This is a genomic window from Streptomyces sp. NPDC048383 (assembly GCF_040651775.1).
Lineage (GTDB): Bacteria > Actinomycetota > Actinomycetes > Streptomycetales > Streptomycetaceae > Streptomyces.
This window is the reverse complement of the sequence record NZ_JBEZKS010000085.1, coordinates 1-26,219: the sequence shown is the minus strand read 5'-3', so window position 1 is coordinate 26,219 and position 26,219 is coordinate 1. Positions and strand designations below refer to the sequence as shown.

Here is a 26,219-nt window from a genome sequence, read left to right as displayed (position 1 = left end):
ATTGTCGGCAGCGGAACGGTCCCGGAGGCACTCAAGCACCAAGTGCAGTACGGGGAGATGTACGAAAAATTCGGCGAAGGCGGGCAGGGGCGCCTGCACACCGTCGCCGCGCGCCTGGGCGAGATCGAGACCGTTCGCGGCGAGGACGGACGGACCGTCGTCCAGGTTCGCTACCAGGACGGCGAGGAGACAAAGACCCTGTTGGCCGACGGCTACGTCGCCAGCCTCGGCCGTACGAACCCCCTCCCCGCGGCGGTCCAGCAGCTAGCGGACCAGGTACGGGACGGGGGAGGAAAGGTCAGCGGCGATCTGATGTTCGACAAGGATGATCAGTACATCGGCTACGGCCTCACCTTCGCCGTGCACGGCCGCGAGCACCGGGTGGACGTGAACGGGGCGGCCTCCTGGCAGCTACCGCGCGAGGTGTTCCCGCCCGAAACCGGCATCCAGGGCCAACTGTTCGAGATGGGCGGCCGCGCGCTGCCACCCGAAACGGGCAACGCCTTTCCCGGCTTCGCCCCCACCGCCCGCCAGAGCGTGCTGCGGGCACGCGCCGTGGCGGAGGCCGAGGCGGGCAACGCCGACGCGATCCAGAGGCGCTCGACCATCCCCGAGCGCTGGCAGCGTCCGGGACCCACCACGGAGGCGGACCGGCCGACGCCGACCCCCCGGACCCCGAACGCACCCGAAAGCCACCTGTGGCGGATGGGTACGCCAGGAGCCGAAGGCCCCGACCGAACGCCCGGCACCGGGCAGACCGCGCCGCCGAAGCCGCGGGGGCCAAAAGCGCCCGCAAGCCACCTTTGGCGGACGGGCGTGCCCCAAACCCCCGCCGGCCAAGCCGTCCGCCCCCGGCCGACCCCAGCCCCCGCCCCGGACTTCCGCCCCCCGACCCCGGACCGGGGCCTCGGCGACTGAGGTCCTCAAGGACATGCTCATCGGGACAGCCAGCAGCCGAATCCTGGAGTACTCCCTCCGGCCGTGACCCGGAAGGGATAGCAAGCTGGTCGGCGGCCGAGGCGCTACTGAGAGCTCCCCGATCGAAAAGAGCGATGACAGAGTTACCCCGTCTCCTGAAATACGAAAGGTCCGTACCCCGACCTCGGGGATACGGACCCTTGACGTTCTCATTGAGATCAGACCATCAAGGCAACAGCTTCGGTCACCCACCAGCTCGAGTGGCGGCTGCCAGAAGTGCGTTGAATCACTGCCATACAGATCGCTGTAGCTCTCGTGGTTGCTGACGTCGAAGGCTGGGCCGACACCGCTCCTGTTCGCTGGACCTGGCCTCACCGGACGCCGCTGCCACCGCAGGCACCGACCTGGTCATCGACGTTGACGCCTCTGCCTGACCGCGCCTCCGCTCCACTGCCTCCCAAGCCGCGGGGGACGGTTGCGATCCGTACGGGCACCTCGGGCGGGAACGGAGAAACCCCGCTCGGGACGTGCCGAACGGGGCTTCGCCACGTCCTGTCAGTAGCCCTACAGGGGCCGGACCAGCTCACCCGGCATGGGCCTCGGGGGGTGAGCATCTCCACATGCGTGGGGCACGCCCACAGAGTCGTTCCGGGGCCGCTTGCAGACTGGATCCAGCGAACCGGTACGGGACCGTGGTCACCGTGTGGCATTCCGCGCAAACTGCCACTTCACCTACCGGGGGCGGCGTAGTCCACGTCTCGCGGGTCATGCCGAGCCCTCCACCGTGAATGCGCTGAGCGGGAACGGAGCGCCGGGGTAGCTGTACGGGTAGTCGATGCCGGCCAGTGCGAGCTCGGCAGCCAGCCGACGGGTGCGAATGGCCGACAGTTCCAGTGTGCGTGCGCTGCGGGGCGGTGAGATGGTCTTCATCGCCCGGTATGTGAGCGGGGACCCGTCTTCCACGATGGGGGCGAGCCATTCGTCAAGGTGCGCGGGCTCGGGAGTGGGCCACGCGGTGAGCCATGGGTCGCCGGCGAACGGGCTTGGGAACTTCTGGGGGGTGGGGCGTGCAGCGTGCCGCCCCCGGGGCCTGGTGTCCACCAGGGTGAGCGCGCATAACCCTGCGAGGGCGATTGATAGTCCGATGATCGTGAGGGCGATAAGCTCGCGCATGTCCTGCAACTCCTACGGGCTGGACCGTCAAACCATCCCGAGTCGTCCAGCCGCAATCCAACTTCAGGCACCGCGCACCGACGACGGGAGTCGTGCCCGGATGACGGCCGATCTTGTGGTCAACGATGCGCATGAGCCGGCGGGTCATGCGTTCCGGTCCACGGAGCTCTGATGCGCCGGGACTGACGGCCGATCGACTACCTGCGTGGTCAACGCCTTGTTCTCGCTTCTCTTCATTGCTCAGCCTCTCCAGACCGGCCGTAACATCGCGGGGGTCCGTCGCTGAGGATGCTTTTCAGCACCCTCAATCCGTGCGGCCCATGCGCCTGAACACGCTCCGTGGCGGTTCGTGTTGCGACGCCGGCGGGGGCGTTCCCACCCCGTTTGCGGGACGTTTGGGACGTTCACTGGCTACCGTTCGTCTCGGGTCCGTACGTCCCTGGGAGGCGAATCATGAACGACGCTCTACGTCAGGCGCTGTCCACTGCGAACATGACCGAAGCACAGCTCGCAGGACTCTGCGGGGTCGACGCCAAGACAGTGGGGCGTTGGATCACCGAGCCGAACCGCATCCCGCACGCCCGGCACCGGTGGGCGGCCTGCGAGGCGTTACGTGAGGAGGAACAGAACTTGTGGCCCACTGCGATCCGTTCGATCACGAACGGGCCGAACCGCGAACTGGTCCAGGTCTACCCGTACCGCTCGGCAGCGCCGGCGAGCCTATGGCGCTCCTTGGTCACGAAGTCGCGGCGCGAGTTGGTGTTCGCCGGCTACACCAATTACTTCCTGTGGCTGGAGCAGGCCAACCTGGGCGGCGCACTGCGACGCAAGGCCCAGACGGGCTGCCGTGTCCGCTTCCTGATCGGCGATCCGGACAGCCCCGTAACGGCGGCCCGGGAGACGGAGGAAGACGTCCCCCTGACGCTCTCCACCCGCATCGCGGTCACCCTGGCCGAGCTGGACAAGCTGCGAGACGTCTCGGGCATCGAAGGCCGCTTCGAGACCGGGCAAGTCAACCTGTCCGTGTTCCGCTTCGATGAGGACATGATCGTCACACCCATTCTCGCCCGCAGGGTCGGCCACGACTCCCCAATGATGCACCTACGGCGTTGCCAGACCGACGGAATGTTCGACCGTTTCGCCGCGCATGTCGAGGAATTGTGGCAACGCGGACGCGACATCCGGGAGGTTGCCGAAAATGCCCAGGCGTGACTACGAAGACGACCCGAACGCCCCGAAGGCGAACAGTTTGGTGCCGGCAGCGTCCACCATCGTCGTGGACTCGGCTGGCCGAGTGTTGTTGCAGCGGCGCACGGATAACGGCATGTGGGCGCTACCCGGCGGAAAGATGGAGCTGGGCGAGTCCATCGGGGAGTGCGCGGCACGCGAAACGTTGGAGGAAACCGGAATCGTCGTAGAAATCACCGGGATCGTTGGGACGTATACCAACCCCGGCCACGTGTTCGCCTATGACGACGGCGAGGTACGGCAAGAATTCTCCATCTGTCTTCTTGCCCGCCCGGTCAGTGGCACCCTCCGCACCTCGAACGAGTCTTTTGAGGTGGCCTGGTTTGCGCCTGACGCCATCGAGGGCCTAACCATGGTGCCGAGTATCCGCAAGCGCATCAACGATTGGCTCGCGGGACAAGGCCCCGTCATCCGTTGAGCTGTCCGGGACACAGCCCCTCCCTATCCGTGCGGCTGGCCGGCAGGCTGACGTGAGCCCCGCCGGGACACTGTATGTCCCGGCGGCGCTTCGTCACGCAGCGACCGTTGGCGCGTCTGCCGGGCAGTGCGTCCAGTGCTCCGAGGCGGGCAACACCGTCCGCTCACCAGACACGCTCCTCATTCTCGGCCGCCACGATGCGGCGGGCGGCTGCCTAGGGTCGTCCGCACGCCCTGCGACCGGATCAGGCCCGCCAGGTCGCTGAGCACCTGACCTCCGCTGGCTCCGAGCACCCGTGGACCGGGGTCCGGTTCGCGTCCGCGTGGGGATGACGCGACGTCCTCGACGCGGTCCTGGTCCGCCCGGAGATGGTGGCGGAGATCAGCGCGGACCGGGCCGTCGACCACGGAGGCGTTCACCGCCACCCCGTTCGCTTTCAGCGGCTGCGTTTGGACACCGTGGTAGAGGACGTACCGCTGTTCGGTGCCGGTCCGGCATCCGCCGCCGGCTGATGGGCGACGCTGGTCGGCTGGAGGCAGAGTGCGGGCGGTGAGGTTTTCCGGATTTCGCGCGGCGTGGGGATCCGTCGGTCGGTGAGTCGCTGTTCACCGGGTTTGTCACCGGTGACAAACCCGGTGAGGTCAGCGAGTCATCGGGCCGGTCCCGAGGACGCGGTGGCCCGTGCTGCGGGCGGGCGGGCCGGTGACGGCCTGGACGTCGTCCAGGCGCTCGGCGGCGAGTGAGGCTCGTGGGCCGGCATCGCGGGTGAGGGGTGGCTCACGCTTGTCGGGGGTGGAGCCTGTGCCGAGTCGGCGGCGGTGCGTGTTCACCGCCTCATCATCACTTTCACGCCCGGGTCGCGGGAATGGGCCCTGGGTGGGAGTGACGCCGTGCGTACGGGGTTCGGTGGACGGCCGCGACGCACACCGCCCCGGGCACACCCTGCCGTTCTTCTCGGCGCTGCCCGGAGCGGCCCCGGGTCCTGACACCTGACACGTTCTGCCCCCACCTGATCTGCACCGGGGGTGGATGTCGCCGCGGTGGCGGCGTGGGTGTGCCGGGGCCGACGCCAGCGCCCACGCGTGGCGGGCAAGCCGGCCAAGCTGAACTGCGGAAATGAAACTCACCGGTTCTGTAGTGGTGACTGAAAACCGGTGAGTTCACCGGTCCGGTCGACTCACCGATGCGCCGGCGGGGGTCGGTGTGACTCGCAGCGATAACTGTCACTTCGCAGGGATTTCTGTCACCAGCCGTCCGTAGCCGTCGAGTGGTGAGCAGTGACGGGCTAGCTGAACCACGTCAGGCTTGGTGGAACCGGAGCGCTCCAGCACTGGAATCGTTCTTGAGCTTGGGCTGTGGCCAACAACGATCAGGCGTCTGCCGTCGGGACCTGGTAGAACCGGGTCCCAGTGACACTTGGGCCACGAGGCTCTGGGGGCGGTATGTCGGGACCGGCAATTGGACTGTGGCTCTTCGAACCACGCGGGTTCGCGGACATCCTGGCCGATGTGGTCCCGTGGTTGGAGACCTTCTGTGAACCCGTGGAGGCCAAGGCCAGCGGCGACGTGGGACTTCTGGGTGCGAGACGCTTCGGCCCTGGGCCTCCGGGCCTTCGACCCGGCCGACGTCGGGTGTTCTTCCTGTCGGAGGACGAGGAGATGCCTGCCGAGGACGAGGACTACTCGGCTTTCTCGAGTGGCGGGCGGGGTGCCGTCGGTGGGGCTGGGGCGGAGTGTGGGGGCATGGCCGCGAAGCTGATCGTGTATCCGCCTGATGAGCATGGTTGGCGTCGGGTGCGCTACGACGGGACGGCTATCGGGGTGGCGCACCGGCCCTCCGATATCCGGGTGTTCCTTGAGATGGCGGGGCTCAAGGACGCGGAAGACATCGACCTGACCGACCCGGACGTGGCGGAGTGGCGCGGCGGCGGTCCGGAGGTGTGGGAACCGCTGACCTGACGGGGTGGGCACCTGCACAGTGGGGGAGGAGCAGGTGCCCTCCGGGTGACGCCCGGGGCCGCTCACCGGGCCGGCCGCCGCTTTCAACGGTAGGCCGCGGTGGTCAGTCGATGACGCCGAGCGCGGTATCGGGGCGGCGGTGCGGGCATGCGGGGATCCCCTCGGCGAGGGCCCGCCGGGCCGCGTCGCGGGTTGCGGGCTTGCATCGGGTGCGGGTGTCCCAGCAGTCCCCGGTATGTACCCGGACAGCTGGCCGGCCGGCGCCGATCCCGTGCTCGACCAGCCACGCCGGGGGCGCCGGCGCGGGCCTGCGCTCGGCCGACGCCGCGAGGAGCTGCTCCTCGACGGCGATCCAATCTCGCGTGCGTTCAAGATCGCGCACCTGCACCCGCTCAAGGAAGCGGAGCAGGTCCAGGCGCGCGGATGGAGTGGGGTCGGGCGGCATGCTCAGGTCCCGTACTGCGCCCGCCGCGCGGCTTTGCATGACGTGCAGGTGGGCGATGCGCCTACCCCGTATTTGCAGGTGGGGGCGTGGCAGATCGCGCATGGTCCGCTCTGGCTCGGGGACCAGGTGGCGGGCTGTTGCCTGGACGGAGCGGCCGGGGCGAGGGTGGGGGACGTCATGATGCGCTCCTGACTGGGCGGATTCCCCTATTCCATCCTGTGTTCGATTTACTGGCCTACTGCGGTGCACGCGAGGCACGCCCGGAGCGCCCGTACGGCGCAGGCCCGACTGTCGACTGACTCCCGGCAAGGAATGGCTTCTACCGCTTCGGGTGGTGGGGCCCGTACGGTCGGGGAGGCAGCGCTGACGAGGGGAGATGGTGGTGGAGACGCCAAGGGTGGTCGTGATCCGAGGCGGGTGGCGAGGTCAGAGTGGTGTGCTCGGGTGAGTTCGACCTGGACTCGGTGGGCCTGCTGACGGATGCCTGCGACGGCGGGGCCGCCGAAGCCGAGCTCCTGGTCGTGGACGTCGCCGGGCTGGAGTTCGCCGACTCGTCGTTCCTCGGCGTGCTGGTCCATCTGCGTAACACCCGGAATTTGGTGCTTGAGGGTCCGGTGCCAAGTCAGCTTCGTCGGCTGCTGGAGATGACGGGCGTCCTGCCCCTGTTCGAGATCCGGGACGGCACCGCGGCCTGACCGGGCGACGCCGGAGTCCCGGCGGTGGGTGTCCGGGCAAGGGAGCCACCGCCGGGAGGGCCGCGCGGGAGATGCGGGGGAACACCAGCCGCACGGCAGGCAGGCAACGGCACCGGGGCCGTGATGGTCACGGGTGGGCCGTCGGCCGGTTGACGGCCGCTCGGCTTCGGACGACGCTTCCGTGGGGGTGGACTCGTCAGGAAGTGGCCGCCCTGTGCCGCCGTCGGGACCTGCCCGCCCGGCGTTGGCACCGTGCTCGCGCATCCACGTTATGCAGACCTGCCGCCCAGGTCTATGCCCGGCATTGCGCCGGACCGGGCGGTGGCCGGGTCTCTCATCAGCGTCTCCGACGGCACCCCACGAGCCCGGCGACACCACCCCCCAGGCCATCACTTCGACAGAGGGGACACAGTCATACCGGGCCCGGAGGCCAGCGGCCCCATTGCAGGACCGCGAAAAAGACTACGGGGGGGGGCTGGTGCTGGCCGTGGGCGGGAGTCCGCGGAGAAGATCACCCGTCAGCGTTTGCTTTGGAGGAGCCAGTTCTCCACGGAAGAGCAGATCGCAGGCGATCATAGTCGGAGCGAAGCCGGTGAAACCCGATCGACAGGGCAGCCGCCCACGGCCTCAGGCCCCGTATCAGGACCCCCATCGGGAAGTAGACCGGGAAGGCCACTGCCGATGCCGGCGCTACGTTCGGGGCTCCCAGCGGAATTTCCGGATTGCGATCCACGTGAACAGAGCCGTCCACGCGACCGTCAGCGCGACTCGGACCAGCACCGCGACCACCGTTAGTTCGGCCGTCCAGCCCGAACGCATGAGATCGACCGTCGAGGACAGCGGTGCGAACAGAAGTGCCTCGCCGAGCGAATCCGGCAGCACCTCGCGGGGGATGTAGACCCCGGAGACCATTGGCAGGATGAAGATCGCCGGGAGCGTGGCAACCATCACGGACTCGACTGTGCGGCAGAGCGACGCAGTCGCGGCTGCCATCGCCGTCATCAGCGCGACACCGGTGACAAGTCCGGCGAGTGCCGCAGGCAGCGCTTGAGGAGCGGTGCCGAACATAACCGACAGCACCGCAGTTACCACGATGATCTGCACCACGGCGATCGTCACGTACATGGACGCTCCGCCGGCGAGGATCACCGCGTCGGACACCTCTCCTGTCCGCAGCCGCTTGAGGACCAATTCCTCCCTGCGTGCCACGTACAGACCGGTGACGGACGAGTAGAGAGTGAAGATCAGTAGGGTCCCCGTGGCGGTCGACACCATGAGTGGTCCCGCGTTCAAGCCGTACTTGGCGATGTCCAGCTGGTCCTGGACTGTCCGCATCGCCATGAGGATCATCAGCGGTACGAACACCACGAACAGGTAGTTCGCCTTGATCCGGTTGAACAGCTTCCACTCGATGCCGTACAGGGTTTTCATGTGTCGTATGGCCGGAGCGTTCACTCGCCCTCCCCCTCCTGCTGCTGCCGGGCATCCACCGCGTTTTCGGCGTCCTGGTGCCTGCTGGCGATCTTGATGAAGGCCTCTTCGAGGGAAGCCGGGCGTGCGGTGAACCGGTCCAGCACGACGTCGTTGTCCTCGGCCCAGGCCAGGAGCCGGGCGGCGTCCTTCTGCAGCCGGCTCGTTGTGACGGTTACCCGCCCGCCCTGCTCTTCCGTGGTCCCACTGACGGGCAGGTCGTGAACGTTCCACTGCCCTGGGAGACCGAATGACAGCGTCGAGGGATGATCAGAGACGATCTGCGGCACGGTACCGGCGACGGCAATCCGCCCCTGGTGCATTATGGCCAACCGGTCGGCGAGGGATTCGGCTTCCTCGAGATAGTGCGTGGTGAGCAGGATCGTCGTGCCTCGCTCCCGCAGCTCCCCGATGAGCCGCCAAGTGGCATGGCGGCCTTCGGCATCCATGCCGGCCGTGGGCTCGTCGAGGAACAGCACCTCGGGGTGCGACAGGGTGGCGATTGCCAGATCGAGGCGGCGCTTCTCGCCCCCGGAGAGGTTCCGCACCATCACGGTGGCTCGGTGGGAGAGGCCGGCGAGTTCAAGGGCCTGGGTGACGGGGCGGGGCCGGGAGACGAGTTGGGCCCACATTTCCACACTCTCCTGCACCGTCAGGTGCGATATGAAGCCACCCTCTTGCAGCATCGCCCCGGTGCGCGGTCGGATGCGGCCCCGGTCGGTGACCGGATCCAGTCGTCCGAACAGACGGATGTGACCGCGGTGCGGGGCGGCGAGACCCTCTAGGAGCTCGACGGTGGAGGTCTTGCCCGCGCCGTTGGTGCCCAGCAGGGCGAAGAGCTGGCCGGGTGCGACGGTGAAGCTGACACCGCGCACCGCATCAAATGCGCTCTTGCCTCGTCCATAACGGCGCCACACATCGGTGGCTTGAATGTGACTAGTTTCTACTTCTCGGGTCATGCGTCCCTCCTTGAAATCGTGCTGCGGAATGCATCCTTTCACGCCAGATGCACAGGGTTCGAGCTGGTCCAAGGTCCTCGACCGAGTGTTCCGGAACCTCAAGTTCCGCGAAAGTGTCCACTATTCAGGAACCTCAAGTTCCGCGAAAATCGACTAATGTGATGGCCATCACTCGGCAAACACTTGATCAAGTGGACCACGTCGTCCATATAATTGCGACCAGCATCGCAGTTAGCGGGAATGACCGCCCGCCCTTGATGTTGAAGCTCTTATAAGCAGGGGGATTAGTGTGCTCGTGGAGAAGGTAAATAAGAACGCCGTGCTCACCGGCGCGCTGTCTCCGAAGGTGCTGGCGAATTCCGTCGCGCCGGTCATGGCCACTCCCGCGTTGGTATTCACGCCGGCTACCGGCAAGGCCACCGCAGTCGTTCTCGCCACGGCCGTCGGGTACGTGACCGCAAAGAAGTAATGGTCAGAGGGCTTGTTCCCTGCGATCGTCAACATCATCCAAGGGCTCGGGCCCCTCCCGTCCTGCCGTGCGCTGCGGGCCGACGCATGGAGCGGAAGCCGCACAGGCGGCCGAAGCGGGTGCGAATTGCCTCCATGTCGCCCGCGTCCGCGCAGCCTCTCACGATGATTCCCGATTCTCCTCAGGATATCGCTGTGCGCGAGGATGAATTCCCGCGCGCTCTGAGAGGCTAGCGCGAATGGCGTCAGCGTCGATTCGCCCACTGGCGCAGAAGTATATTTGCTTCCCGGGTGAATTGCTTCAAGTTCCCGAAAAGGGAATGTCTCCGCCGGTGAGCAATCCCATAGACTTCCCGCCTGCCTCGATTGGCGTGGCGGCGGGATGGCGAATGATTCGCCAAATCTCACCAACATGAAAGGGAATAGAGCTGTGCTTGCTCAGAAGGTCAACTCGAATGCATCGCTTCAGGGGATTCTGGTTGCGGGTGCGCCTGCCGGTGTCGCTGCTCCGGTGATGGCCACTCCGGCCATCTTCGCCACCCCCGTGATCGCCAAGACCGCCGGCTTCGTCGTCGGTGGCGCGGTGGTGACCGGCGCCGCCGCTGTGGCCTACAAGACCGCCACCGGCTGACACCGGAGTTCCTGACCACCAGGCCAGGGAGGGGCCTTTAATGCCAGGCGCAGGGCGAGCCACGGCACGCCGCCGGCCGAGGTCCCGACGATCCGGTTCTGGCAGACAGTCCAAGTGTCTGCCAGAACCGGATCAGTACCCCATTTATCAGATTGCTGGAGGAAGTGCCATGTCTGTGCTCATCGAGAAGGTCAACGCCGGTATCGGCCAGCACGTCGACGGTCCGGTCGCGCCCGTGATGGCGACCCCCGCCGCGTTCACGCTCGGCTTCGTCGGCGGCGCCAAGGCGACCGCCATCATCGTCGCCGCAGCCGGCGTCGGTGCGGCGGTCAAGGCCTGCCAGAAGTAGTTGGGTGAGGGGTGGGGAGCCTCAAGCGGTTCGAGGCTCCCCACCCCTTCGCTTCCTCCACCCGTAGCGATCAGGAACTCAGATCATGCTGACACGTCTCCGTCAAGTGGCCGAAGCCGCCTGCGCCCAGCCGCTCGCCACAGCCGAGCGGCTGTCCGCCGCCACACACTTGCTGTCCAGCCTCGAATACATCGTGCGCAAGTCCGACCGGGAACCGGGCGGCCTGAACGACTGGACCTACACCAGGTCACAGGTCCCGGCCAGGACGAAGGCGATGCAAGCGGTCAAGGACTTCGTCGCTCGCGAGCCCGTCACCCAGGCCATCCACGGCTCCCGGGCTCTTGCTGCCGGCGTGCTCATATCGCCGGTGAAGAACAACACGGTGAGGATGGTCGCCAACGCTTACCTGGCTGGCAGTCAGATCCTCATCTATCCGCGGCACCTGTTCGGCACCGACGGTTCCGACCAGGTGTCCTTCCTGGTACAGACCGCCGCCGCCCTGGGCAGGGCGGGCGGTACAGAGGCCACCCGCAATGCCGCCGTGCAGTTCATCGGGGCCCAGACCGTCCTGTCCTACGGTGCCTCGGGGTGGGCCAAGCTCCCTGGCGACACATGGCGTTCCGGCGATGCCCTCGCCAAGATCATGCGTACGCAAACCTACGGTGACCAGTGGTTCTTCAACCGCCTGGAGCAGTACCCGGCAGCGTCGCGCGTCATCTGCCACACCGTGCTCGCCCTGGAGTGCGGGTTTCCCCTGCTGCTCTTGAAGAAGGGCAAATACGTAGACGTAGGGCTGTTGGCCATGGGTGCCTTTCACCTGGCCAACGCCCGCTTCATGGGCCTGTCCCGCTTCGCGTGGGCGTTCGTGTCCACCTACCCGTCGGTGCGAGCACTCGCCAAGGGCGCCGGGAAGGCGGCATGAATTCCGTGACGTTCACCAAACTGACCACAGCCGGATTGGGCGCGTGCCTGGCCGCCGGCGTCGTCCACCAGAGCTACGCGGAGCTCAGCGCCCGGATCCGCAGCCACGCAGGTTTCGAGCGCCGCCGTCTCCAGTGCGGCAGCGGCAACATCATCACCTATCACGTGCGTCGTGGCGCCCCGGGTGGTCCGACGCTGGTGTGCGAGGCCGGGCTTATGAACACGTCCGCGGCATGGCTACTGCTCGCGGACCACCTCGACCCCGCGATCTCGCTGATCCTCTACGACCGTGCCGGATACCGCAGTTCACTGCGGCGCTGTCCGGAGGACTACTCGCTGAGCGAGTCCGTCAACGACCTTGTGGAAGTCATCACGGAGGCCGTCGGCTCGGACGGCCCGTGCGTACTGATCGGGCACTCGCTCGGCGGCTATCTCGTCCACCGCGCGGCGGCGACCGCCCCCGACAGGGTGCACGGGTTGGTGCTGATCGACCCCACGCACCCCCGTGAACTGATCCATTCGCGCAGGCAGCGCGAAGGATCCCGGGCCGCCAACCTGACCATGAAACTGGGTCCCTGGTCGGCCGTGCTCGGAGCCGGACTGCTGCTGGACAAGAAGGGAATGTTCGCCTTCGCCGAAGGCAGCCCCCATTACCGGACGCTGCGCCTCGAAACCTCGGCACCCTCCACCTGGCGCGCCACCCGACGGGAGTGGGACTACTCCTACGCCTTCATGCTCGACGGCGGCCGTCCGCTCGACGAACTTCGAATACCCGTTTCAGTGGTTGCGGCCGAGTCGACGATGCGCGACATCCCGGAGCACCAGGACCTGTACGACGAATACGTCGCGTCAGGCAACGGTGGCCGGATCACCACGATCGAAGGTTCAACCCATGTGTCCGTCACTGGCGGGATCGAGTACACCCCGGTCACCGCGAAGGTGATCGAGGAGGCGGTGGGGGTGGTCGTCGCCCGGTTCACCGGCAATGACCGGCAGGAACAGGGGGACGCAGCATGAACCGGACGAAGATCGGGCAGCAGATGGTACCGGCGGTCCTCGCCGGATGGTTCATCGCGTCGGTACTGAGCCAGCATCCCGACCGAAGCTACGACAAACTCCGCAAGGCCGATAAGACAGGTACCGGGATCCTCATCCCGAACTGGCGGTTCTTCGCGCCCAACCCGGCCGTGGACGACCAACATTTCCTGTACCGGCTCGCCAACGAGGACAAGACGGAGCACACCGAGTGGCGGGACGTGTACTCCATCGCGCCCCGCAAGCTGATCCACGCCTTCTGGTTCCCCGGCCGCCGCATCGAAAAAGCCATCTTCGACGTGGCCTCCACCTTGCTGAACAACCCCGGAGCGATGACCCCGCTGCACAAGGAGGCCAAGGAGTCCGCCTACCGGCTCGTCAACGACTTCGTGCGCCAGCGGCTCACACCCCAAACGGGCTACCCGCTGTTCCAGGTGCTGCTGGTGCGCTACTCCGGCTACGACCACAGCGAGGACCCCAAGTACGACATGGTCTTCGACTACGAGGAGGTGAACCCGTGAGCCATGACGTGCAGTACGGCACTGCAGTGGCATCCGTCTACGACTCGTTCATCTCTCCCTCGATGCTCACCAGCGACGCCGTGGAGCGGCTTCGGCCCCATGTCACGGACGCCCGCGTGTTGGAGATCGGCGTGGGTACCGGCCGTATCGCCGTGCCCGTCGCCGAGATCGCGGCCGAGGTGGTCGGCGTGGACAACTCCCGGCCGATGCTGGAGGAGTTCCGGTCCAAGGGCGTGCCGGGAAACGTGGTTCTGGTGGAGGCCGACTTCCGTCGGCCGCTGCCGGTGACCGGACGGTTCGACGCCGCATACGCCACCATGGGCTCGCTGGCGTGCGTGCGTTCTCGCGAGGAGCTCGTCGCCGCGCTCACCCATGTGCGCATGGCACTCAAACCGGGCGGGTCGCTGTCGATGGAGTACTACGCCACAAGCACCTATCGGCCGCTCGTGGCACAGCACACTCTGACGATGCCCACGCCACACCGCGCCGGCGGCACCACCACGTTCACCGTCACCCTCGACGACGGGGACGTCCTCACCATGCACACGCGCATCGATGAAGACGACGCCCCGCCGGTGGAGTTCGCGGAACAGATCCTTCTCATCGAGCGCGCCGAGGTCGAGGCCTGCCTGGCCGAAGCCGGATTCGCCGTCGCGCACGTGGATCCGGTTGAAGGCTTCCAGCCGTACGACTGGTACACCGCCCTCAACGAAGGCATGCAGTGAACATATCCGTCATCGCACGCCGGCATCGGCTGCTGCTCGGCATCGGCACCCTGCTCGGTCTGGCAGGCACTGTCGCAACCCTCGTGCAGCCGCTCATCATCGGTGATCTGATCGAAGCAGTGGCGGCGGAAGAGTCGGTGACGTGGCCGATCATCTGGATCGCGTCGCTGTTCGCCGCGGACGCGATGCTGGCCGGCCTGCACTTCTATCTGATCGGCCGCGCCGGGGAGAACATCGTCCTCGACATGCGCACCACGCTCACCGGCCGCCTGCTGCATTCCCGGATCCAGGCGTTCAACAGGCTGGAACACGGCGATGTGTTCACCCGCACTCTCGCCGACACCTCCCTCGCCCGCGTCGCCCTGTCATCCTCCGTGGCCCAGATGATCACATCCGGGTTCACCACCCTCGGCTGCATCGTCGTGATGGCGTGGATCGACTGGAGGATGCTGCTGGTCACCGCGGGCTGTCTGGGGACCGCCTCGGTGATCGCTCTCGGTCTGGCCCGCGCGGTCCGCAAGGCCGCTGTGGTCAACAGGGAGGACACCAGCGACTACGGCTCAGGGCTCCTACGGGTCCTCGGTGGGCTGACGACGGTCAAAGCCTCCCGCGCCGAGGGGCGCGAGGCCGACCGCCTCACGGACCTGGCGGACGCCGCACGTCTGAGCGGAATTCGGGTGACCCGGCTGTCGGCGATGCTGATGCCCGCCATGAACGTAGGCACACAGGTGTCCCTTGCCGTAGTGATCGCCTGGGGAATGGCGCGCACCGCCACCGGGGCCCTCCCCGTCGAGGACCTCACGGCCTTCATCATGTACCTGTTCTACCTGGTGTCCCCGCTGGTGATGCTCTTCATGTCCCTCGGAGAGTTCCAGCAGGGCAGGGCCGCCATCGACAGGGTCACCGAGTTGGCCGCCATCGAGCAGGAGGCGACCGGCGAAGCCGGCTGCGCCACCGTCAAGGGTGCTCCCGCGGTCGAGTTCGAGAACATCTCCTTCTCCTATCCGAACGCCGTGGCCCCTGCCATGACCGGGGTGTCGTTCTCCCTGCCGGCGACGGGCGTGACGGCGATCGTCGGCCCGTCCGGTGCGGGAAAGACAACCCTGTTCCAGCTCATCGAACGCTTCCACGACCCCGACCAGGGAAGGATCCTCCTGTCGGGCATCGACACCGTCACGATGCCGCTGGCCGAACTGCGCGCCCGCATCGGCCTGGTCGAGCAAGAGGCCCCACTGATGCGCGGCACTGTGCGGGAGAACCTCGTGTACGCCCACCCCGACGCCACGCCCGACGAGATCGCGCGGGCGGTGGAGGCGGCGCATCTCACCGCAGTCGTGGACGCCCTGCCGAACGGTTTGGACACGAAGCTCGGCGAGGGCGGAACCGGCTTGTCCGGTGGCCAGCGACAGCGTCTGGCCATTGCCCGTGCACTGCTGACCCGGCCCGACGTGCTTCTGTTGGACGAGGCCACCTCGAACCTCGATTCCGACTCGGAGACGGCGCTTCGCGACGCGATCGCCACCATCGGCGCGCACTGTCAGGTGCTCACCATCGCGCACCGCATCTCCACCACCATCGGTGCCGACCGCATCCTCGTGATGGAAGACGGAACCCTGCGCGCCAGCGGTACCCATGCCGAGCTGATGGAAGGTGACACCACCTACCGGCGCTTGGCCAGCCAGCAACTCGCGCCCGCCAGGACCTCCTCGTGACCGACGCTGCCATCGTGGGCACCGGACCCAACGGCCTCGCCGCCGCCGTGACCCTCGCCCGAGCCGGACTGAGCGTGTCCCTCTTCGAGAAGGCCGACACCATAGGCGGCGGTCTGCGTACCACTCCGCTGTTCGACCGCGATGTGCCGCACGACATCTGTTCGGCCGTCCACCCCATGGCCGCCGCGTCCGCGTTCTTCCGCGCCTTCGACCTGGCCGCCCGGGGGGTGCGGCTGCTGCAGCCGGACCTTCCCTACGCACACCCCCTGCCGGGCGGCCGCGCGGTCGCCGCCTGGCGCAGCATTGCCCGTACCGCCGAGCACCTGGGCGTGGACGGGCCGCGCTGGACCCGTCTCATGGGACCCCTCGCCGACCGCTCCCGCGCTGTCGTCGACCTGCTCCTGTCCGATCAACGCTCCCTGCCGAAGGACATCACCGCGCCGCTGCTGCTCCTGCCCCGGCTGTTGTCGCACGCCACCTCCCGCAGCCCGTTCGTTACCGAGGAAGCCCAAGCACTTCTGGCCGGGGTGGCCGCGCACGCGGTCGGCAAACTCCCCTCGCTCGCTTCCTCAGCGGTTGCGATGCTGCTGGCTCATACCGCCCACAGCACCGGGTGGCCAATCCCGGAAGGCGGCAGCGCCCGCATCGCCGACGCGATGGCAGCCGACATCACCGCCCACGGAGGCGTCTTCCACACCGGACACCACATCCGGGACCTGGCCGAACTGGGCGACGTTCCGCTCGTCCTGCTGGATGTCAGCCCGAAGGAGTTCCTGGCGATCGGTGGGCAGCGACTATCCACGCGCTACCAGCGTGCGCTGGGCCGCTTCCGGTACGGCCCGGGAGCGGCGAAGGCCGACTTCCTGGTCAGCGGTCCCATTCCGTGGGCCAACCCGCTCGTGGGCCGGGCAGGCACCGTACACCTCGGTGGCACTCGGGCCGACATCATCCGGCAGGAGAACGCCACGGTTGCCGGAGAACGCATCGACGACCCGTTCATGCTGGTCGTCGACCCGGTCGTCACCGACCCGTCCAGGACCGCGGGCGGCAAGCGCCCGGTCTGGGCGTACGCCCATGTTCCCCACGGCGACACCCGAGATCCCGTTGACCTGATCCGCCGGCGCATCGAGGTGTACGCCCCCGGCTTCACCGACACGGTCATCGCTTCCCGTGGCCTACCGGCCGCCCAGTACGAGGCCTACAACCCGAACTACGTGGGTGGCGACATCGGTTCCGGAGCCATCACCCTGCGCCAGTCCCTCGTCCGCCCCACTGCTCGTAGGGACCCCTACTCGACGCCTCTCGACGGCGTGTACCTGTGTTCGTCGTCCACGCCGCCCGGGCCCTCCGTGCACGGCATGTGCGGATATCTGGCCGCACGCAGCGCCCTGAAGCGTCACCACGCCCTGGACGCCCCCAACCTGGCCCCCACTCGAAAGGAATACCACTGATGCGTATCCGTACCTGGGCCGTGGCCACCGCCGCGGCCACCGCCCTCATCACCGCCGCCGCCCCCGCCTCCGCGGCCGGCAGTGGAGTCCCCTGGTCCGTCACCCACGGAGCGGCCAAGGCCGAGGGGGACCGGCGACTCGCGCGAAGCGCCACCGGAGTGCTGCAACTCCAAGTCGACGGAAAGCTCTCCCACACCGGCGAAGGATGTTCCTCGGTGTGGACCCGCTTCCAGTTCGACCTGGTCCCCATGCCGGCCCGCAAGCAGGCCCAGGTGTGCGGCGACAACACCGTCGACGTCACCATCCGTAGTTCCTACATGCCGACCACCACCGCATCCGTGACGGTCTGCAAGGGCACGGAGAACACCACCGACTGCGCCCGGTGGGCGAGCATCACCCACTGGCCCATCGGCTGACCACCCACACCACCAAAGGAGACACAGTCATGAACGGAATCGACATCAAGAACCTCGACGAGGTCATCGCCAAGACCTTCAACGAGGTCACGACGGCCATCAACGCACACAACGAGAAGAGCCTGCACATGTACAGCGCCGCCCTGCGCGCGCTGGTCGAACTCCGTCGGGAGGTCACCTCGAAGTGACGCCATCCACCGGTCCGTCGTCCGGGATCGCCCGGACGACGGACCGGTGGAGAGTGCTGAAGTGCGCGCGGACGACCCATCGGACAACCAGCCGCTGCCATGTACCGAGCCTCTACGGGCTCTCCGATCAGGAAGGAATTTTTCATGCACCGCATTGCCAAGTTGGCTGTTCTCGCCACAGCCGCCGTTGCCTTCAGCGCCACCGGCGCGACAGCGGCACAGTCCTACATCTACAACAGTTTCAGTCAGGACCTCGAGCGCCACGGGGTGGACTGGGCGACTGTGATGGTGTGCGACGGCGACCAGGACGGGAACTGGGTGAAGGCTCACTACGCGCGGGACAACGGGTCTACCCGCTGGACCTCGACGTCGGGTGGGCAAGGAACCTGCAGCGTGGCTGAGGTCGACACGACGAACCGGATCACGAAGCACCGCTCACAGCAGATCCGTGACTGGGCGACCGACCCCTACGGCCCCTGGAAGTACCGGCCCTGATCCAGTAGATGTCCACCGCGCGGAGCCGGAATGTTCGGCACACCCGGCTCCGCGCCGCCCGGCCGAGAATGAGGAAACATGAGTACTGACCTGCACAGCCGCAAGACGGCCGCGGTGGAAGTGGAAGACCTGCATTACAGCATCGGCAGTCGCCGTCTCTTGAGGGGTTTGACCCTTGATGTTGCGGCCGGGTCATCCGTGGCTGTCACAGGTCCCAGTGGATCGGGGAAGACGACCCTCCTGTGTTGTCTCAGCGGTCTGATCGCTGCCTCTTCCGGTGTGATCCGCATCGCCGGCGTCGACATCGCCCAGGCGTCTGCCGGTGAGCGAGCCGCCATGCGGCTGCGCACCGTGGGTACCGTCTATCAGTTCGGTGAGCTGCTTCCCGAGCTGTCGCCTCTGGAGAATGCCGCACTGCCGGTTCTGCTTGCCGGGGGCAACGCGAAGAAGGCGTATGTGGACGCGCAGAGCCTGCTGGATGAGCTCGGCGTACAGGACGCCTCGTCCAAGAAGACTGGATCGCTGTCTGGCGGGGAGCGTCAGCGTGTCGCGGTCGCTCGCGCACTGATCGGCAGGCCTTCGGTGGTGCTGGCGGACGAACCCACTGGCTCCCTCGATCAGCGTACGGGCGACGTGGTCGCTGATCTCCTGTTCGGCCTCCCCGAGCGCTTTGAGTGCGCGCTGATCGTTGTCACGCACAATCCTCAGATAGCCGCACGTGCGGAGCGAACGCTTGAACTGACCGACGGACGTCTGATTGCGGACTCGGAGGGGGGCAGGTGAACAGGCATGTTGCCATGATCCGGCTGGGACACCGGGTGGGAATGTCCAGCGGCGTGTCCGCCCTGGTCCACCGCTTCGGGCTGTTCGCGGCATCCTTCCTGGTGCTGTGGGTGGCCTGGAGCCTCCTTGCGGTGGATGCCGCCTTGGACGCCCGCCAGGAGCGACAGGACGCTCGTTCCCCCGTCATGACCCAGCAGAGCCAGGAAGCCGTGGCCCGCTGGCTGGAACGACCGGACTACGCCGACGGTCAGGCGATATCGGTGGTCTTCCTGGAACCGCTTCGACCGGATGCCGCTCCGCCCCCGGGCCTTGAAAGGTGGCCCGAGCGCGGCGAGTCGTTTCTTTCACCCCAGGCCGCTGAGCATGCGGGCGGAACGCTGATCTCCCGGTACGGCACGATGGCCGGGACCATCGGACGAACTGGCCTTGCCGAACCAAATGAGTTGCTGGTGTACACCCGGTCCCCCGTGGAGGGAATCTTCGGTGAGACAAACCATAGGACGCTCGTATCGGGATTCGGGCAACCTAACTCTCAGTTCGTTGACTACTTCACCGTCAGTCACCAGTTCGAACGCTCCTCCAGCGACCTCTGGGTCCTCCTCCTACTGTTCACCGTGATGCCGGCCGCGGCCTCCCTCACGGTCGTCGTAGGGGGCGGCGCGGAACTGAGAGACCGCCGAATCTCGATGCTCGAGGCCCTCGGGGCTTCCCGCGCGTCACGACTCCTGGTGGTCATCGGGGAGGCCGCTGTCCCCGTGCTGGCAGGTTCATTGCTGGCATCGGCAGCGGCGTGGGCCACGACTGTGTGGGACACCGACCTCCCGTTCACCGGGCACACCGTCTCAGCTGGTGACATGGCACCGCTGCGCGTGTGGACCCCCCTGCTGATTGTTGTGGCGACCGCCCTCGTACTGGGGGTCGGCGCGCTGCGCTATGCCAGGCCCCCCATGCGAAAGACCACCCGTCCCCGGCAAACCAAGGACACATCCGGTCGGACGGTGTGGGTGTTGGGTTCGATCGGTACTGCCCTGTGTCTATACGGAACGTCGCGGGCAGACGGTCCTGGGCGGGTCGTCTTCTTCTTCGGAGTCATGCTCGTCATCGGAGCCCTCCCCAGTCTTGGGGGCCGCCTGTCCGGATCTCTCGGATCGGCTGTCGCCTCCCTTTCGATCCGTAAGGGCGATGCAGCAGGGCTCATCGCCGGGCGATGGCTCGCTGCCAGGCCCGCCGTCCTTGCAACGCTCAGCGCGGCAATGATCGTGGGCCTCGGCCTGACGACGCTGGGCCAAGTCGTCACCAGCCAGCTCGAAGGACCTGAAATCGTTGCCAAGCGCTTGGCGGGCGCCACCAACCGCAACGCTGTCTTGATCAACGCCTCCGGAAATCCCGCCCGCTTCGACCAGCTCCGCGAACAGCTCGCCGACCATCCCTCAGCCCTCATGTACCGCGAGGGCGACCGCACGATGCTGTCCGCCGACTGCAAGACATTGGCATTCTTCGGAACACTGACCACCTGCCCTACGGCAGCAACAGAACTGACTGACGCGGTGAAGGAACTCGGGGCCACGCCCCGCACAGCGCTGGCTGTCCTCGGCCTGTCACCGGACCAGGTGAGCATCACCTCCCACCACCCTGGCATCACCGACCCTGTGGGCGTCTCCCTGGTCGTCTTCAACACCACCGGCGGGCCGGGAGCCGATCGGATTTGGGGTACCGCCTACCGAACTCTGGGCTTCCCCATGCTCGATGTGCCGGTGGAGTCGGGGATGCTCGGCGCGCAGGCCAGGGCCGACTACATCAAGTGGGTGCTGGATACCGCTCTGATCGGTCTGCTCGCCCTTGTCCTGGCCGGAATCGTGGGCGCGGCTTCGGTTTTCGACGACCAGGCGCGCGGTCTCGGGCCGATCGCTTCGTTCCGGCGCGACAGGAGGTTCTACTTGAGAGTCGCCTTCTGGAACCTCTCGGTTCCCCTCGCGGTGGTGGGGGCGGGCGCCGGAGTGGCTACGTATCTCCTGGGCCGGATGCTGCTCTCGATCGGTGACGGTGGTGAGCTCTCCGGTGGGCTCGTGGCTGCCGGTTCATTCGGCATCGCCATCAGTGGTGTTGCCGTAGCCGTCGTCTGCGCGGAGATCGCAGTACGGCGCAGTCGAACCTGGCTCCCCACGGGCGACTGACCAACCCCACACGATGAGCGCGGCCGGGTCACGGGGCATGGAGAACATCGGCCGGGCCTGGCGGGGGCCACCTCGGGCTCGGCGGTGGGTCTTCCAGGTCTGCCGTCGGATGACGGTCGATGGGTTCACTGTTCATGCACGGCCCGGGGTACTGCTGGCCGCGCACGGCAGGAGGCTATGTCGAAGACCCGGGGCCCCATGACGCGCACGTTCGAATCGAAGGGTTCGAGTCGAAGCGCATGATCCTTCGACTCGAATAGCGCTTTCAGGGTGTCGGCGGTTGTTTGGGGAGACCTCCCCTGCGACGGGCGAACGTTAGACGGCGGTCAAGGGGTCCCCCTGCACGCTCTCTCTCCTCGGCCCCGGGTGTGGGGCAGTGAGTGAGCGAAGGAGATACAGCGATGGCGACGTTCCACTGCCACCCGCAGGCGGCTCGAGGCCGCCGGCCCCGCTGGCGCCGCGCTGGAGGTGGGCAAGCCCTGCCTTGGTTGGGCAAGTCGAAGTGGGCTCCTTAAGGGGGCACTTCGGGGTCTCCTTTGGCACCCACTTGGGGGCCAACATTCGCAAGAACAACAAACAGGCAGGTCAGCACCCAGACGGAAGGGAAAACCGCACCGTCACAACCCCTCCTTTCCCTTCTTTCCTTCACCACCTTCTTCTCCTCCTCCTGTGACACGAGATCATCAGGCTGAAGAGGGAGCTGACCGCCTTCCACGAGTGGACTGGATTTACTGGTGCCCGGCTGGTGACGGCTGGTCGCGTACGGCGAAGGGGTGGAGCTGATGGCAGGCAGGCGGCTGACGAATCCGGCGGGGTCCTCGAACGACCTACGGGGCGATGTGCTGCGCGTGCTCGGAGTGTTGAAGGTGGCCACGGCCGATCAGATCCAGCGGATTGCCTCACCGCACCTGACCTACCGGCACACGACGAAGGCGACCGCCTCGGAGCGGAAGACCGCACGTACCGCCTCGCACGCGGGTGCGCTGTCGGATCTGCGCAAGCACGGTCTCGCCGAGAACGGCGGAACCACCCGGGCGGGGGAGACCTTGCGGAACCTGACCACCAAGGGCCTGGAAGCCGCCTCCTACGAACTCGGCCGCCCCCTGTCGGAAATGGGCTCCACCGCACGCGGCGCGGGCTCCAGCGGGGCCACCCACCCCATGGCCGTCAACGAGACCGTCATCGCACTGCTGCGCCCCAAGCCCGACCTGAAGCTGCTCACCGCGGAGCCTGCCGAAGCCAAGACCGCGGCGCAGGCCGCCGTCGACGCCCCGGCCGGTGTCGGCACCATCGCCTCGTACGCGACCGAGGTCCCGCTCCCGGCGACCGGCACGTGGGGTGCGCCGGGCAAGGGCGGCGCCCAGGTCGACATCGTGCTCACCGCCCCGCAGGACCGGATCCCGCTGTTGTTCATCGAGGTCGACAACTGCCACGAGACCGCCGAGGAGATCGCGGCCAAGCTGATGAAGTACTCCCGGTTCTTCAAACGCACGATCAAGGACACCGACGGCAAGGACAAGCCGATGTGGCGCACCCGCTGGATGGCCCGCGATGCGGAGCGCGGGGAGGCACCGCACCCGCCCGTCCTGCTCGTCTTCAACCACATCGGCGCCCGCGACCCCAACCGCACCGTCCCGCGCTTGCGCGAGCTCACCTGGCCACTGTGGAGCGGCGAGCCGGCCGACGGCGGCTACACCAGCTATGACCGCAAAATCCCGATCATCGCCACCGGCCTGCGCAACCTGCGCGAACACGGACCCGACGGACCGGTCTTCCTCCGGCTCGGCCGCACCCACATGCAGCCCCTGTGGGATGCGATCGGCAACCCCCGCCGCGACGCCGCCCTCACCCGCCGAGCAGAACGATCACGCGCACAACAGGCCGATCACCAGGAACAGCTACGCCGCGCGGCCGAGCAGAAGACGGCCGAGCACGAGGCCACCCGCCCCGCCTGTGCCGGCTGCGGGACGAAGTTCGACAACGCCCGATGGGAGAACACCCGGTGGTCCCCCGAGCCTGGTCACCGGTGGCACCCGACGCTGTGCGAACCATGCGAGACCGAAACGGTCGCCGCAGCGGACCAGGCCGAGCGCGACCGCCGGGAGGCCGAGGCCGAGCCGACCGCCGAGAAGGCTCGCAGTTGGCGCTCCCGCTTCCGCGTTGGGCAAGCCCCCTGATGCCCTGGGCAAGCCTCGCGACGACAGGGTGGGCAAGCCTTAGGTGACCCTGGGCAAGCCCACGTTGTCGGAAGGGACCGCCGGCTCGACGTCGTGACAAGGCCGCCCCAACCCGGATCGGCTGGGGGCGGCCTTGCTGAGGTGCTCAGGCGTCGGTGTCCTGTCGGAAGTAGTCGGGGGCGAGGTGCCGGAGACGGTCGTCTTCCTCGGTGACCAGCTCGACGAAGACGTGCAAGCCGTCATTGAAGACGCCGTGGTGGTCGTAGCTGAACCAGGAGTCCACCACCCGGTAGCGGTCGCCGCGCAGAAGTACCCCCGTTCCGACGGGAAGGTTCAGCAGCCCGTTCTCTTGCATGTACAGAACAGCGGAGCCGTTCGCTTCGTGAAAGTACGTCGGCCCCTGGTAGACGCCGGGAGAATCTGCCATCTGGTTCCTCCCCATGGTCATGGGACGCTTTCGCGCGCCCACACGGGTAGATCATGCCTCGGGTCAGCCTTCATCGTCTGGCGACAGTGGCTGGGCAGGGTTGTCCTGCCCAGCCGGCGCGGTTACTCCCAGAGCCGCGGCAGCCCGTTCCACAGGGCTGCGAACCAGGCGGACTGGTGGGTGAGGAACTTGTCCACCAGCCCGGCCGTGATGGCCCGAGCGGCACCTTGTGCGGCGCCCTGGGCTATCGCGGTTGTCAGGCTGGCACCGACGGGCTGCTGCGGCACGGGCATGGGCACGGAGGCGGGCGGCTGCACGGGCGCGGGAACCTGGCCCTGGTTCATGATGCTGTTCGTCTGGCGGCTCGTCATTGGTACTGCCTCCGGCGTGAGTTCGACATGGCGAGCGGACGGTGACAGGACTCGGGTGCTTGCGTCTCGTCCTGGCGGGCACGGCTTCTTCACCCCGTAGGGCCGGAAGTCGGGTCCGGGACAGCACCAGCCGGGAGCAAAGCTCCGGAGCATGACGAAGGCCCGGACATTCAGGTCCGGGCCTTGTGCTGTCGACGTCTTCTAGCGGGTCGAACGCCAGTAATGGGGTCGGCGACCTAACGTCCGACTTCGGTCGTGGCGTCGGCCTCAGTCTCCTGCTTGAGGAGTAGAACTTCACCGCAGAGAACGTAGACGTTCAGGGCGCACATGTTGGCTGCCCGGAGCGCGACGTCGGCGTGCACACCCTTGTTGGTGAGCTTGTCGAACGCGGCGAATCTGGCATGCAGGCCCTCGGCCATGGCGATCGTCGCCTCGGAGACGTTCTTGCTCTCGTTCGTGATCTTGATGAACTCGAATAGGCGGCTTCGGTAGGAGGCCTGGTCGAGCTTGTAGCCTGCGGCGGAGGGCTCTGCCTGAGCCGAGAGGACCTGGTCGACCACTGCCTCCAGGATTCGGCGGCAGGTGGTGAGCGCCTGCGACAGCTCCTCGCCCGCCGGGCGGGTGTGGTCCTGGCCTGCCGCCTCGTTCAGGCGGCGGTAGACCGTGTTGAACCGTTCGACGAGGTCCGGCGCGTGCACGCTGAGCAGACGGTCCACCACGGCCTTGTAGTCGCCGAAGATGGAGTCGTTGATCGAGCTGTAGCCGAAGCGAGGCTCCCACTCGCACAGATAGGTGAACGTCCGATGCCTGGCCAGCTCCTGGACGTTCCTCAGCGTTGCCACGCTCTCGAAGGACCCCGGCGACACATTGTCGGAGGCCAGTTGCGGCTCGAGCACCCCGAGCAGATAATCGATCTCGCTGAGGGAGTGCCCTGCGATGTGGGACTCGGGGTTCTTCCTGTCCAGGGCGCGGTCGCTGAGGTATTCGCGCATCGCGGCCTCTGCGGGACCGTCTGCCGATGCCCACAGGGCGGGGTCGCCATCAGACGCCGCGTCGCCTCACCGTTTCCATGTGGGTCACCGGTTGAAGGGCGCAACTCCATCCCCAGGCGCACCGCGACTTGGGAGTCGCCGGCCAGACTGGCAATGCGTACAGCCCGACGGACGGAGACAGCAAGCGGGCGGTCGTCGAATTCGTCCAGAGCGGTTCTTACCAGCGTCAGGATCTGGTCAGCCGAGTTCATCCACTGAATGTAGCCGCCCACGCCGACACCCCGACCTGCATTTTCCGAGAGCCGGAGCAGGGCGCACTGCCGCCGCCCCGCCCAGCCCCGACCGACTTCGCACAGGACACCATCGACTTCGGCCGCCCCCACGACAGCGGGGCCGGACAGGATCACCCTGTCCGGCCCCGCTGCTCACCGGCTGACGCAGATGCGCGGCCCCCACGCGAACTCGAGGTCGGCCAGCAGGACGGCCTCCAACGCCTCGTCCCATCGGCTGCGTAGGAGAAACGGCACGGTCTCCATCCGCTCCAGAAGGACCAGGGTCTCGGGCTGCCCGACAAGCGCGTACCGGCCGAACTCCGCGGGCCTGCTTCCCGGTCCGTACGCGTGCAGCAGCTCCTCCAGACGGGCGCGGTGATGCTCCACGAACGCCTCCAGGCGCTCGATGTACCCCTCGCGTTCCTCGGTGCGCACCGTGCTCAGCGCGACGTCCAGGAACCCCCCATCCGGCCAGTGACGCGTTCTTGGTGCGGCCACGGCCCACGGGAAGCGTTCCGCCGCCGCCAGGACGCCCTTCACCTCCAGCAGCGCCACTGGGGCCGGGGCGGGTTCTTCCGCCGGCGCGTCCTGCGGGGCGGGGGAGACCGGCTGTTGGACGTGGGCGAGCAGCATGGCGCTGAGGCGGCGCGCCCGCGCCCCGTGGTGGCGGTGGTGTCGGCGATGCGCAGCAGGTAGCTGTCGACGTCGCGGACACCGACGAACCAGCCGACCTCGAACCGCGGCGCGGACCCGTGCGGGGGGACCCGATCAGACGGTCCAGCTGCGAGCCGTGCCCGCGACCGCCGCACACGCCCCCGAGCCCGTGC

At 67.3% G+C, this 26,219-nt stretch carries 28 protein-coding genes and 2 pseudogenes; 21 read left to right on the top strand and 9 right to left on the bottom strand.

Features of this window, described 5'->3' with window-relative positions:
* Positions 1 to 918 (top strand): annotated as a pseudogene (locus AB0D46_RS35920) (hypothetical protein); the annotation flags it as partial.
* 765 nt (positions 919 to 1,683) lie between these two features.
* On the opposite strand, the gene AB0D46_RS35915 reads toward AB0D46_RS35920, so the two are convergent.
* Positions 1,684 to 2,091, bottom strand: coding sequence for a hypothetical protein (locus AB0D46_RS35915; RefSeq protein ID WP_362883942.1), 408 nt, complete (start codon positions 2,089 to 2,091; stop codon positions 1,684 to 1,686).
* A 453-nt stretch (positions 2,092 to 2,544) separates the two neighbouring features.
* On the opposite strand from AB0D46_RS35915, the gene AB0D46_RS35910 reads away from it, so the two are divergent.
* A complete protein-coding gene (locus AB0D46_RS35910; RefSeq protein ID WP_362883940.1) occupies positions 2,545 to 3,303 on the top strand; it encodes an XRE family transcriptional regulator in 759 nt (252 codons plus the stop codon).
* Positions 3,290 to 3,757, top strand: coding sequence for an NUDIX domain-containing protein (locus AB0D46_RS35905; protein ID WP_362883938.1), 468 nt, complete (start codon positions 3,290 to 3,292; stop codon positions 3,755 to 3,757). Before AB0D46_RS35910 ends, AB0D46_RS35905 begins: the two co-directional genes overlap by 14 nt.
* 641 nt (positions 3,758 to 4,398) lie before the next feature.
* On the opposite strand, the gene AB0D46_RS35900 is transcribed toward AB0D46_RS35905, so the two are convergent.
* Entirely contained in the window at positions 4,399 to 4,587 is a 189-nt protein-coding gene (locus tag AB0D46_RS35900; protein WP_362883936.1) for a hypothetical protein, read from the bottom strand.
* A 612-nt stretch (positions 4,588 to 5,199) separates the two neighbouring features.
* On the opposite strand from AB0D46_RS35900, the pseudogene AB0D46_RS35895 reads away from it, so the two are divergent.
* Together AB0D46_RS35895 and AB0D46_RS35890 are read left to right on the top strand one after the other, a co-directional pair.
* Positions 5,200 to 5,439 (top strand): annotated as a pseudogene (locus tag AB0D46_RS35895) (DUF6368 family protein); the annotation flags it as partial.
* 60 nt (positions 5,440 to 5,499) lie between these two features.
* On the top strand, positions 5,500 to 5,715 hold the full coding sequence (locus AB0D46_RS35890; RefSeq protein ID WP_362883944.1) for a hypothetical protein: 216 nt from the start codon (positions 5,500 to 5,502) through the stop codon (positions 5,713 to 5,715).
* Between the two features lie 103 nt (positions 5,716 to 5,818).
* On the opposite strand, the gene AB0D46_RS35885 is transcribed toward AB0D46_RS35890, so the two are convergent.
* Positions 5,819 to 6,262 (bottom strand): DUF6233 domain-containing protein, encoded by a 444-nt coding sequence (locus AB0D46_RS35885; protein ID WP_362883934.1) that lies wholly within the window; start codon positions 6,260 to 6,262, stop codon positions 5,819 to 5,821.
* A 332-nt stretch (positions 6,263 to 6,594) separates the two neighbouring features.
* Here AB0D46_RS35885 and AB0D46_RS35880 point away from each other — a divergent pair, with 332 nt between their 5' ends.
* On the top strand, positions 6,595 to 6,855 hold the full coding sequence (locus AB0D46_RS35880; protein WP_362883933.1) for an STAS domain-containing protein: 261 nt from the start codon (positions 6,595 to 6,597) through the stop codon (positions 6,853 to 6,855).
* Between the two features lie 690 nt (positions 6,856 to 7,545).
* On the opposite strand, the gene AB0D46_RS35875 is transcribed toward AB0D46_RS35880, so the two are convergent.
* Positions 7,546 to 8,286 carry an ABC transporter permease gene (locus AB0D46_RS35875; RefSeq protein WP_362883931.1) on the bottom strand — a complete coding sequence of 247 codons (741 nt, stop codon included), beginning with the start codon at positions 8,284 to 8,286 and terminating at the stop codon, positions 7,546 to 7,548.
* Between the two features lie 20 nt (positions 8,287 to 8,306).
* The gene (locus AB0D46_RS35870) at positions 8,307 to 9,284 is read right to left on the bottom strand and encodes an ABC transporter ATP-binding protein (protein WP_362883929.1); all 978 of its coding nucleotides are present in this window, start codon (positions 9,282 to 9,284) and stop codon (positions 8,307 to 8,309) included.
* A 289-nt stretch (positions 9,285 to 9,573) separates the two neighbouring features.
* Between AB0D46_RS35870 and AB0D46_RS35865 the strand changes: the two genes are divergently transcribed.
* From AB0D46_RS35865 to AB0D46_RS35795, 15 genes are all read left to right on the top strand, one after another.
* Entirely contained in the window at positions 9,574 to 9,753 is a 180-nt protein-coding gene (locus AB0D46_RS35865; protein WP_362883927.1) for a hypothetical protein, read from the top strand.
* 429 nt (positions 9,754 to 10,182) lie between these two features.
* A complete protein-coding gene (locus AB0D46_RS35860; protein ID WP_362883926.1) occupies positions 10,183 to 10,383 on the top strand; it encodes a hypothetical protein in 201 nt (66 codons plus the stop codon).
* Between the two features lie 169 nt (positions 10,384 to 10,552).
* On the top strand, positions 10,553 to 10,732 hold the full coding sequence (locus tag AB0D46_RS35855; protein ID WP_362883924.1) for a hypothetical protein: 180 nt from the start codon (positions 10,553 to 10,555) through the stop codon (positions 10,730 to 10,732).
* 85 nt (positions 10,733 to 10,817) lie between these two features.
* Entirely contained in the window at positions 10,818 to 11,654 is an 837-nt protein-coding gene (locus AB0D46_RS35850) for a hypothetical protein (RefSeq protein WP_362883922.1), read from the top strand.
* On the top strand, positions 11,651 to 12,670 hold the full coding sequence (locus AB0D46_RS35845) for an alpha/beta fold hydrolase (RefSeq protein ID WP_362883920.1): 1,020 nt from the start codon (positions 11,651 to 11,653) through the stop codon (positions 12,668 to 12,670). Before AB0D46_RS35850 ends, AB0D46_RS35845 begins: the two co-directional genes overlap by 4 nt.
* The gene (locus AB0D46_RS35840; protein ID WP_362883918.1) at positions 12,667 to 13,209 is read left to right on the top strand and encodes a hypothetical protein; all 543 of its coding nucleotides are present in this window, start codon (positions 12,667 to 12,669) and stop codon (positions 13,207 to 13,209) included. The genes AB0D46_RS35845 and AB0D46_RS35840 overlap by 4 nt, the downstream gene beginning before the upstream one ends.
* Positions 13,206 to 13,934: a class I SAM-dependent methyltransferase gene (locus tag AB0D46_RS35835; RefSeq protein ID WP_362883916.1), complete on the top strand. Its 729-nt coding sequence runs from the start codon at positions 13,206 to 13,208 to the stop codon at positions 13,932 to 13,934. Before AB0D46_RS35840 ends, AB0D46_RS35835 begins: the two co-directional genes overlap by 4 nt.
* Complete coding sequence (locus AB0D46_RS35830; protein ID WP_362883914.1) at positions 13,931 to 15,646, top strand: ABC transporter ATP-binding protein; 1,716 nt, start codon at positions 13,931 to 13,933, stop codon at positions 15,644 to 15,646. Before AB0D46_RS35835 ends, AB0D46_RS35830 begins: the two co-directional genes overlap by 4 nt.
* A complete protein-coding gene (locus tag AB0D46_RS35825; RefSeq protein WP_362883912.1) occupies positions 15,643 to 17,097 on the top strand; it encodes an NAD(P)/FAD-dependent oxidoreductase in 1,455 nt (484 codons plus the stop codon). Before AB0D46_RS35830 ends, AB0D46_RS35825 begins: the two co-directional genes overlap by 4 nt.
* Positions 17,097 to 17,513 (top strand): hypothetical protein, encoded by a 417-nt coding sequence (locus tag AB0D46_RS35820; RefSeq protein ID WP_362883910.1) that lies wholly within the window; start codon positions 17,097 to 17,099, stop codon positions 17,511 to 17,513. Before AB0D46_RS35825 ends, AB0D46_RS35820 begins: the two co-directional genes overlap by 1 nt.
* Before the next feature lie 29 nt (positions 17,514 to 17,542).
* Positions 17,543 to 17,701, top strand: coding sequence for a hypothetical protein (locus tag AB0D46_RS35815; RefSeq protein ID WP_362883908.1), 159 nt, complete (start codon positions 17,543 to 17,545; stop codon positions 17,699 to 17,701).
* Between the two features lie 144 nt (positions 17,702 to 17,845).
* Entirely contained in the window at positions 17,846 to 18,196 is a 351-nt protein-coding gene (locus AB0D46_RS35810; protein ID WP_362883906.1) for a hypothetical protein, read from the top strand.
* A 78-nt stretch (positions 18,197 to 18,274) separates the two neighbouring features.
* Positions 18,275 to 18,979 carry an ABC transporter ATP-binding protein gene (locus AB0D46_RS35805; protein WP_362883904.1) on the top strand — a complete coding sequence of 235 codons (705 nt, stop codon included), beginning with the start codon at positions 18,275 to 18,277 and terminating at the stop codon, positions 18,977 to 18,979.
* A complete protein-coding gene (locus tag AB0D46_RS35800) occupies positions 18,976 to 21,153 on the top strand; it encodes an FtsX-like permease family protein (RefSeq protein WP_362883902.1) in 2,178 nt (725 codons plus the stop codon). The genes AB0D46_RS35805 and AB0D46_RS35800 overlap by 4 nt, the downstream gene beginning before the upstream one ends.
* 782 nt (positions 21,154 to 21,935) lie before the next feature.
* A complete protein-coding gene (locus AB0D46_RS35795; protein ID WP_362883900.1) occupies positions 21,936 to 23,330 on the top strand; it encodes a replication-relaxation family protein in 1,395 nt (464 codons plus the stop codon).
* A gap of 145 nt (positions 23,331 to 23,475) precedes the next feature.
* On the opposite strand, the gene AB0D46_RS35790 is transcribed toward AB0D46_RS35795, so the two are convergent.
* The 4 genes from AB0D46_RS35790 to AB0D46_RS35775 all read right to left on the bottom strand — a co-directional run bounded on the left by AB0D46_RS35790 (position 23,476) and on the right by AB0D46_RS35775 (position 26,025).
* The gene (locus tag AB0D46_RS35790; protein WP_362883898.1) at positions 23,476 to 23,757 is read right to left on the bottom strand and encodes a hypothetical protein; all 282 of its coding nucleotides are present in this window, start codon (positions 23,755 to 23,757) and stop codon (positions 23,476 to 23,478) included.
* A gap of 122 nt (positions 23,758 to 23,879) precedes the next feature.
* A complete protein-coding gene (locus AB0D46_RS35785; protein WP_362883896.1) occupies positions 23,880 to 24,128 on the bottom strand; it encodes a hypothetical protein in 249 nt (82 codons plus the stop codon).
* Positions 24,129 to 24,364: 236 nt separating this feature from the next.
* Positions 24,365 to 25,120: a hypothetical protein gene (locus AB0D46_RS35780; protein ID WP_362883894.1), complete on the bottom strand. Its 756-nt coding sequence runs from the start codon at positions 25,118 to 25,120 to the stop codon at positions 24,365 to 24,367.
* A gap of 425 nt (positions 25,121 to 25,545) precedes the next feature.
* Entirely contained in the window at positions 25,546 to 26,025 is a 480-nt protein-coding gene (locus AB0D46_RS35775) for a hypothetical protein (RefSeq protein WP_362883892.1), read from the bottom strand.
* Positions 26,026 to 26,219 lie beyond the last annotated feature (194 nt).

Excerpts from the sequence above, each read along its gene's own strand:
- AB0D46_RS35915 (WP_362883942.1), bottom strand. The coding sequence starts at position 2,091 with ATGCGCGAGCTTATCGCCCTCACGATCATCGGACTATCAATCGCCCTC.
- AB0D46_RS35910 (WP_362883940.1), top strand. The coding sequence starts at position 2,545 with ATGAACGACGCTCTACGTCAGGCGCTGTCCACTGCGAACATGACCGAA.
- AB0D46_RS35905 (WP_362883938.1), top strand. The coding sequence starts at position 3,290 with ATGCCCAGGCGTGACTACGAAGACGACCCGAACGCCCCGAAGGCGAAC.
- AB0D46_RS35890 (WP_362883944.1), top strand. The coding sequence starts at position 5,500 with ATGGCCGCGAAGCTGATCGTGTATCCGCCTGATGAGCATGGTTGGCGT.
- AB0D46_RS35885 (WP_362883934.1), bottom strand. The coding sequence starts at position 6,262 with ATGCGCGATCTGCCACGCCCCCACCTGCAAATACGGGGTAGGCGCATC.
- AB0D46_RS35875 (WP_362883931.1), bottom strand. The coding sequence starts at position 8,286 with ATGAAAACCCTGTACGGCATCGAGTGGAAGCTGTTCAACCGGATCAAG.
- AB0D46_RS35870 (WP_362883929.1), bottom strand. The coding sequence starts at position 9,284 with ATGACCCGAGAAGTAGAAACTAGTCACATTCAAGCCACCGATGTGTGG.
- AB0D46_RS35855 (WP_362883924.1), top strand. The coding sequence starts at position 10,553 with ATGTCTGTGCTCATCGAGAAGGTCAACGCCGGTATCGGCCAGCACGTC.
- AB0D46_RS35850 (WP_362883922.1), top strand. The coding sequence starts at position 10,818 with ATGCTGACACGTCTCCGTCAAGTGGCCGAAGCCGCCTGCGCCCAGCCG.
- AB0D46_RS35845 (WP_362883920.1), top strand. The coding sequence starts at position 11,651 with ATGAATTCCGTGACGTTCACCAAACTGACCACAGCCGGATTGGGCGCG.
- AB0D46_RS35840 (WP_362883918.1), top strand. The coding sequence starts at position 12,667 with ATGAACCGGACGAAGATCGGGCAGCAGATGGTACCGGCGGTCCTCGCC.
- AB0D46_RS35820 (WP_362883910.1), top strand. The coding sequence starts at position 17,097 with ATGCGTATCCGTACCTGGGCCGTGGCCACCGCCGCGGCCACCGCCCTC.
- AB0D46_RS35815 (WP_362883908.1), top strand. The coding sequence starts at position 17,543 with ATGAACGGAATCGACATCAAGAACCTCGACGAGGTCATCGCCAAGACC.
- AB0D46_RS35810 (WP_362883906.1), top strand. The coding sequence starts at position 17,846 with ATGCACCGCATTGCCAAGTTGGCTGTTCTCGCCACAGCCGCCGTTGCC.
- AB0D46_RS35805 (WP_362883904.1), top strand. The coding sequence starts at position 18,275 with ATGAGTACTGACCTGCACAGCCGCAAGACGGCCGCGGTGGAAGTGGAA.
- AB0D46_RS35795 (WP_362883900.1), top strand. The coding sequence starts at position 21,936 with ATGGCAGGCAGGCGGCTGACGAATCCGGCGGGGTCCTCGAACGACCTA.
- AB0D46_RS35790 (WP_362883898.1), bottom strand. The coding sequence starts at position 23,757 with ATGGCAGATTCTCCCGGCGTCTACCAGGGGCCGACGTACTTTCACGAA.
- AB0D46_RS35785 (WP_362883896.1), bottom strand. The coding sequence starts at position 24,128 with ATGACGAGCCGCCAGACGAACAGCATCATGAACCAGGGCCAGGTTCCC.
- AB0D46_RS35780 (WP_362883894.1), bottom strand. The coding sequence starts at position 25,120 with ATGCGCGAATACCTCAGCGACCGCGCCCTGGACAGGAAGAACCCCGAG.
- AB0D46_RS35775 (WP_362883892.1), bottom strand. The coding sequence starts at position 26,025 with ATGCTGCTCGCCCACGTCCAACAGCCGGTCTCCCCCGCCCCGCAGGAC.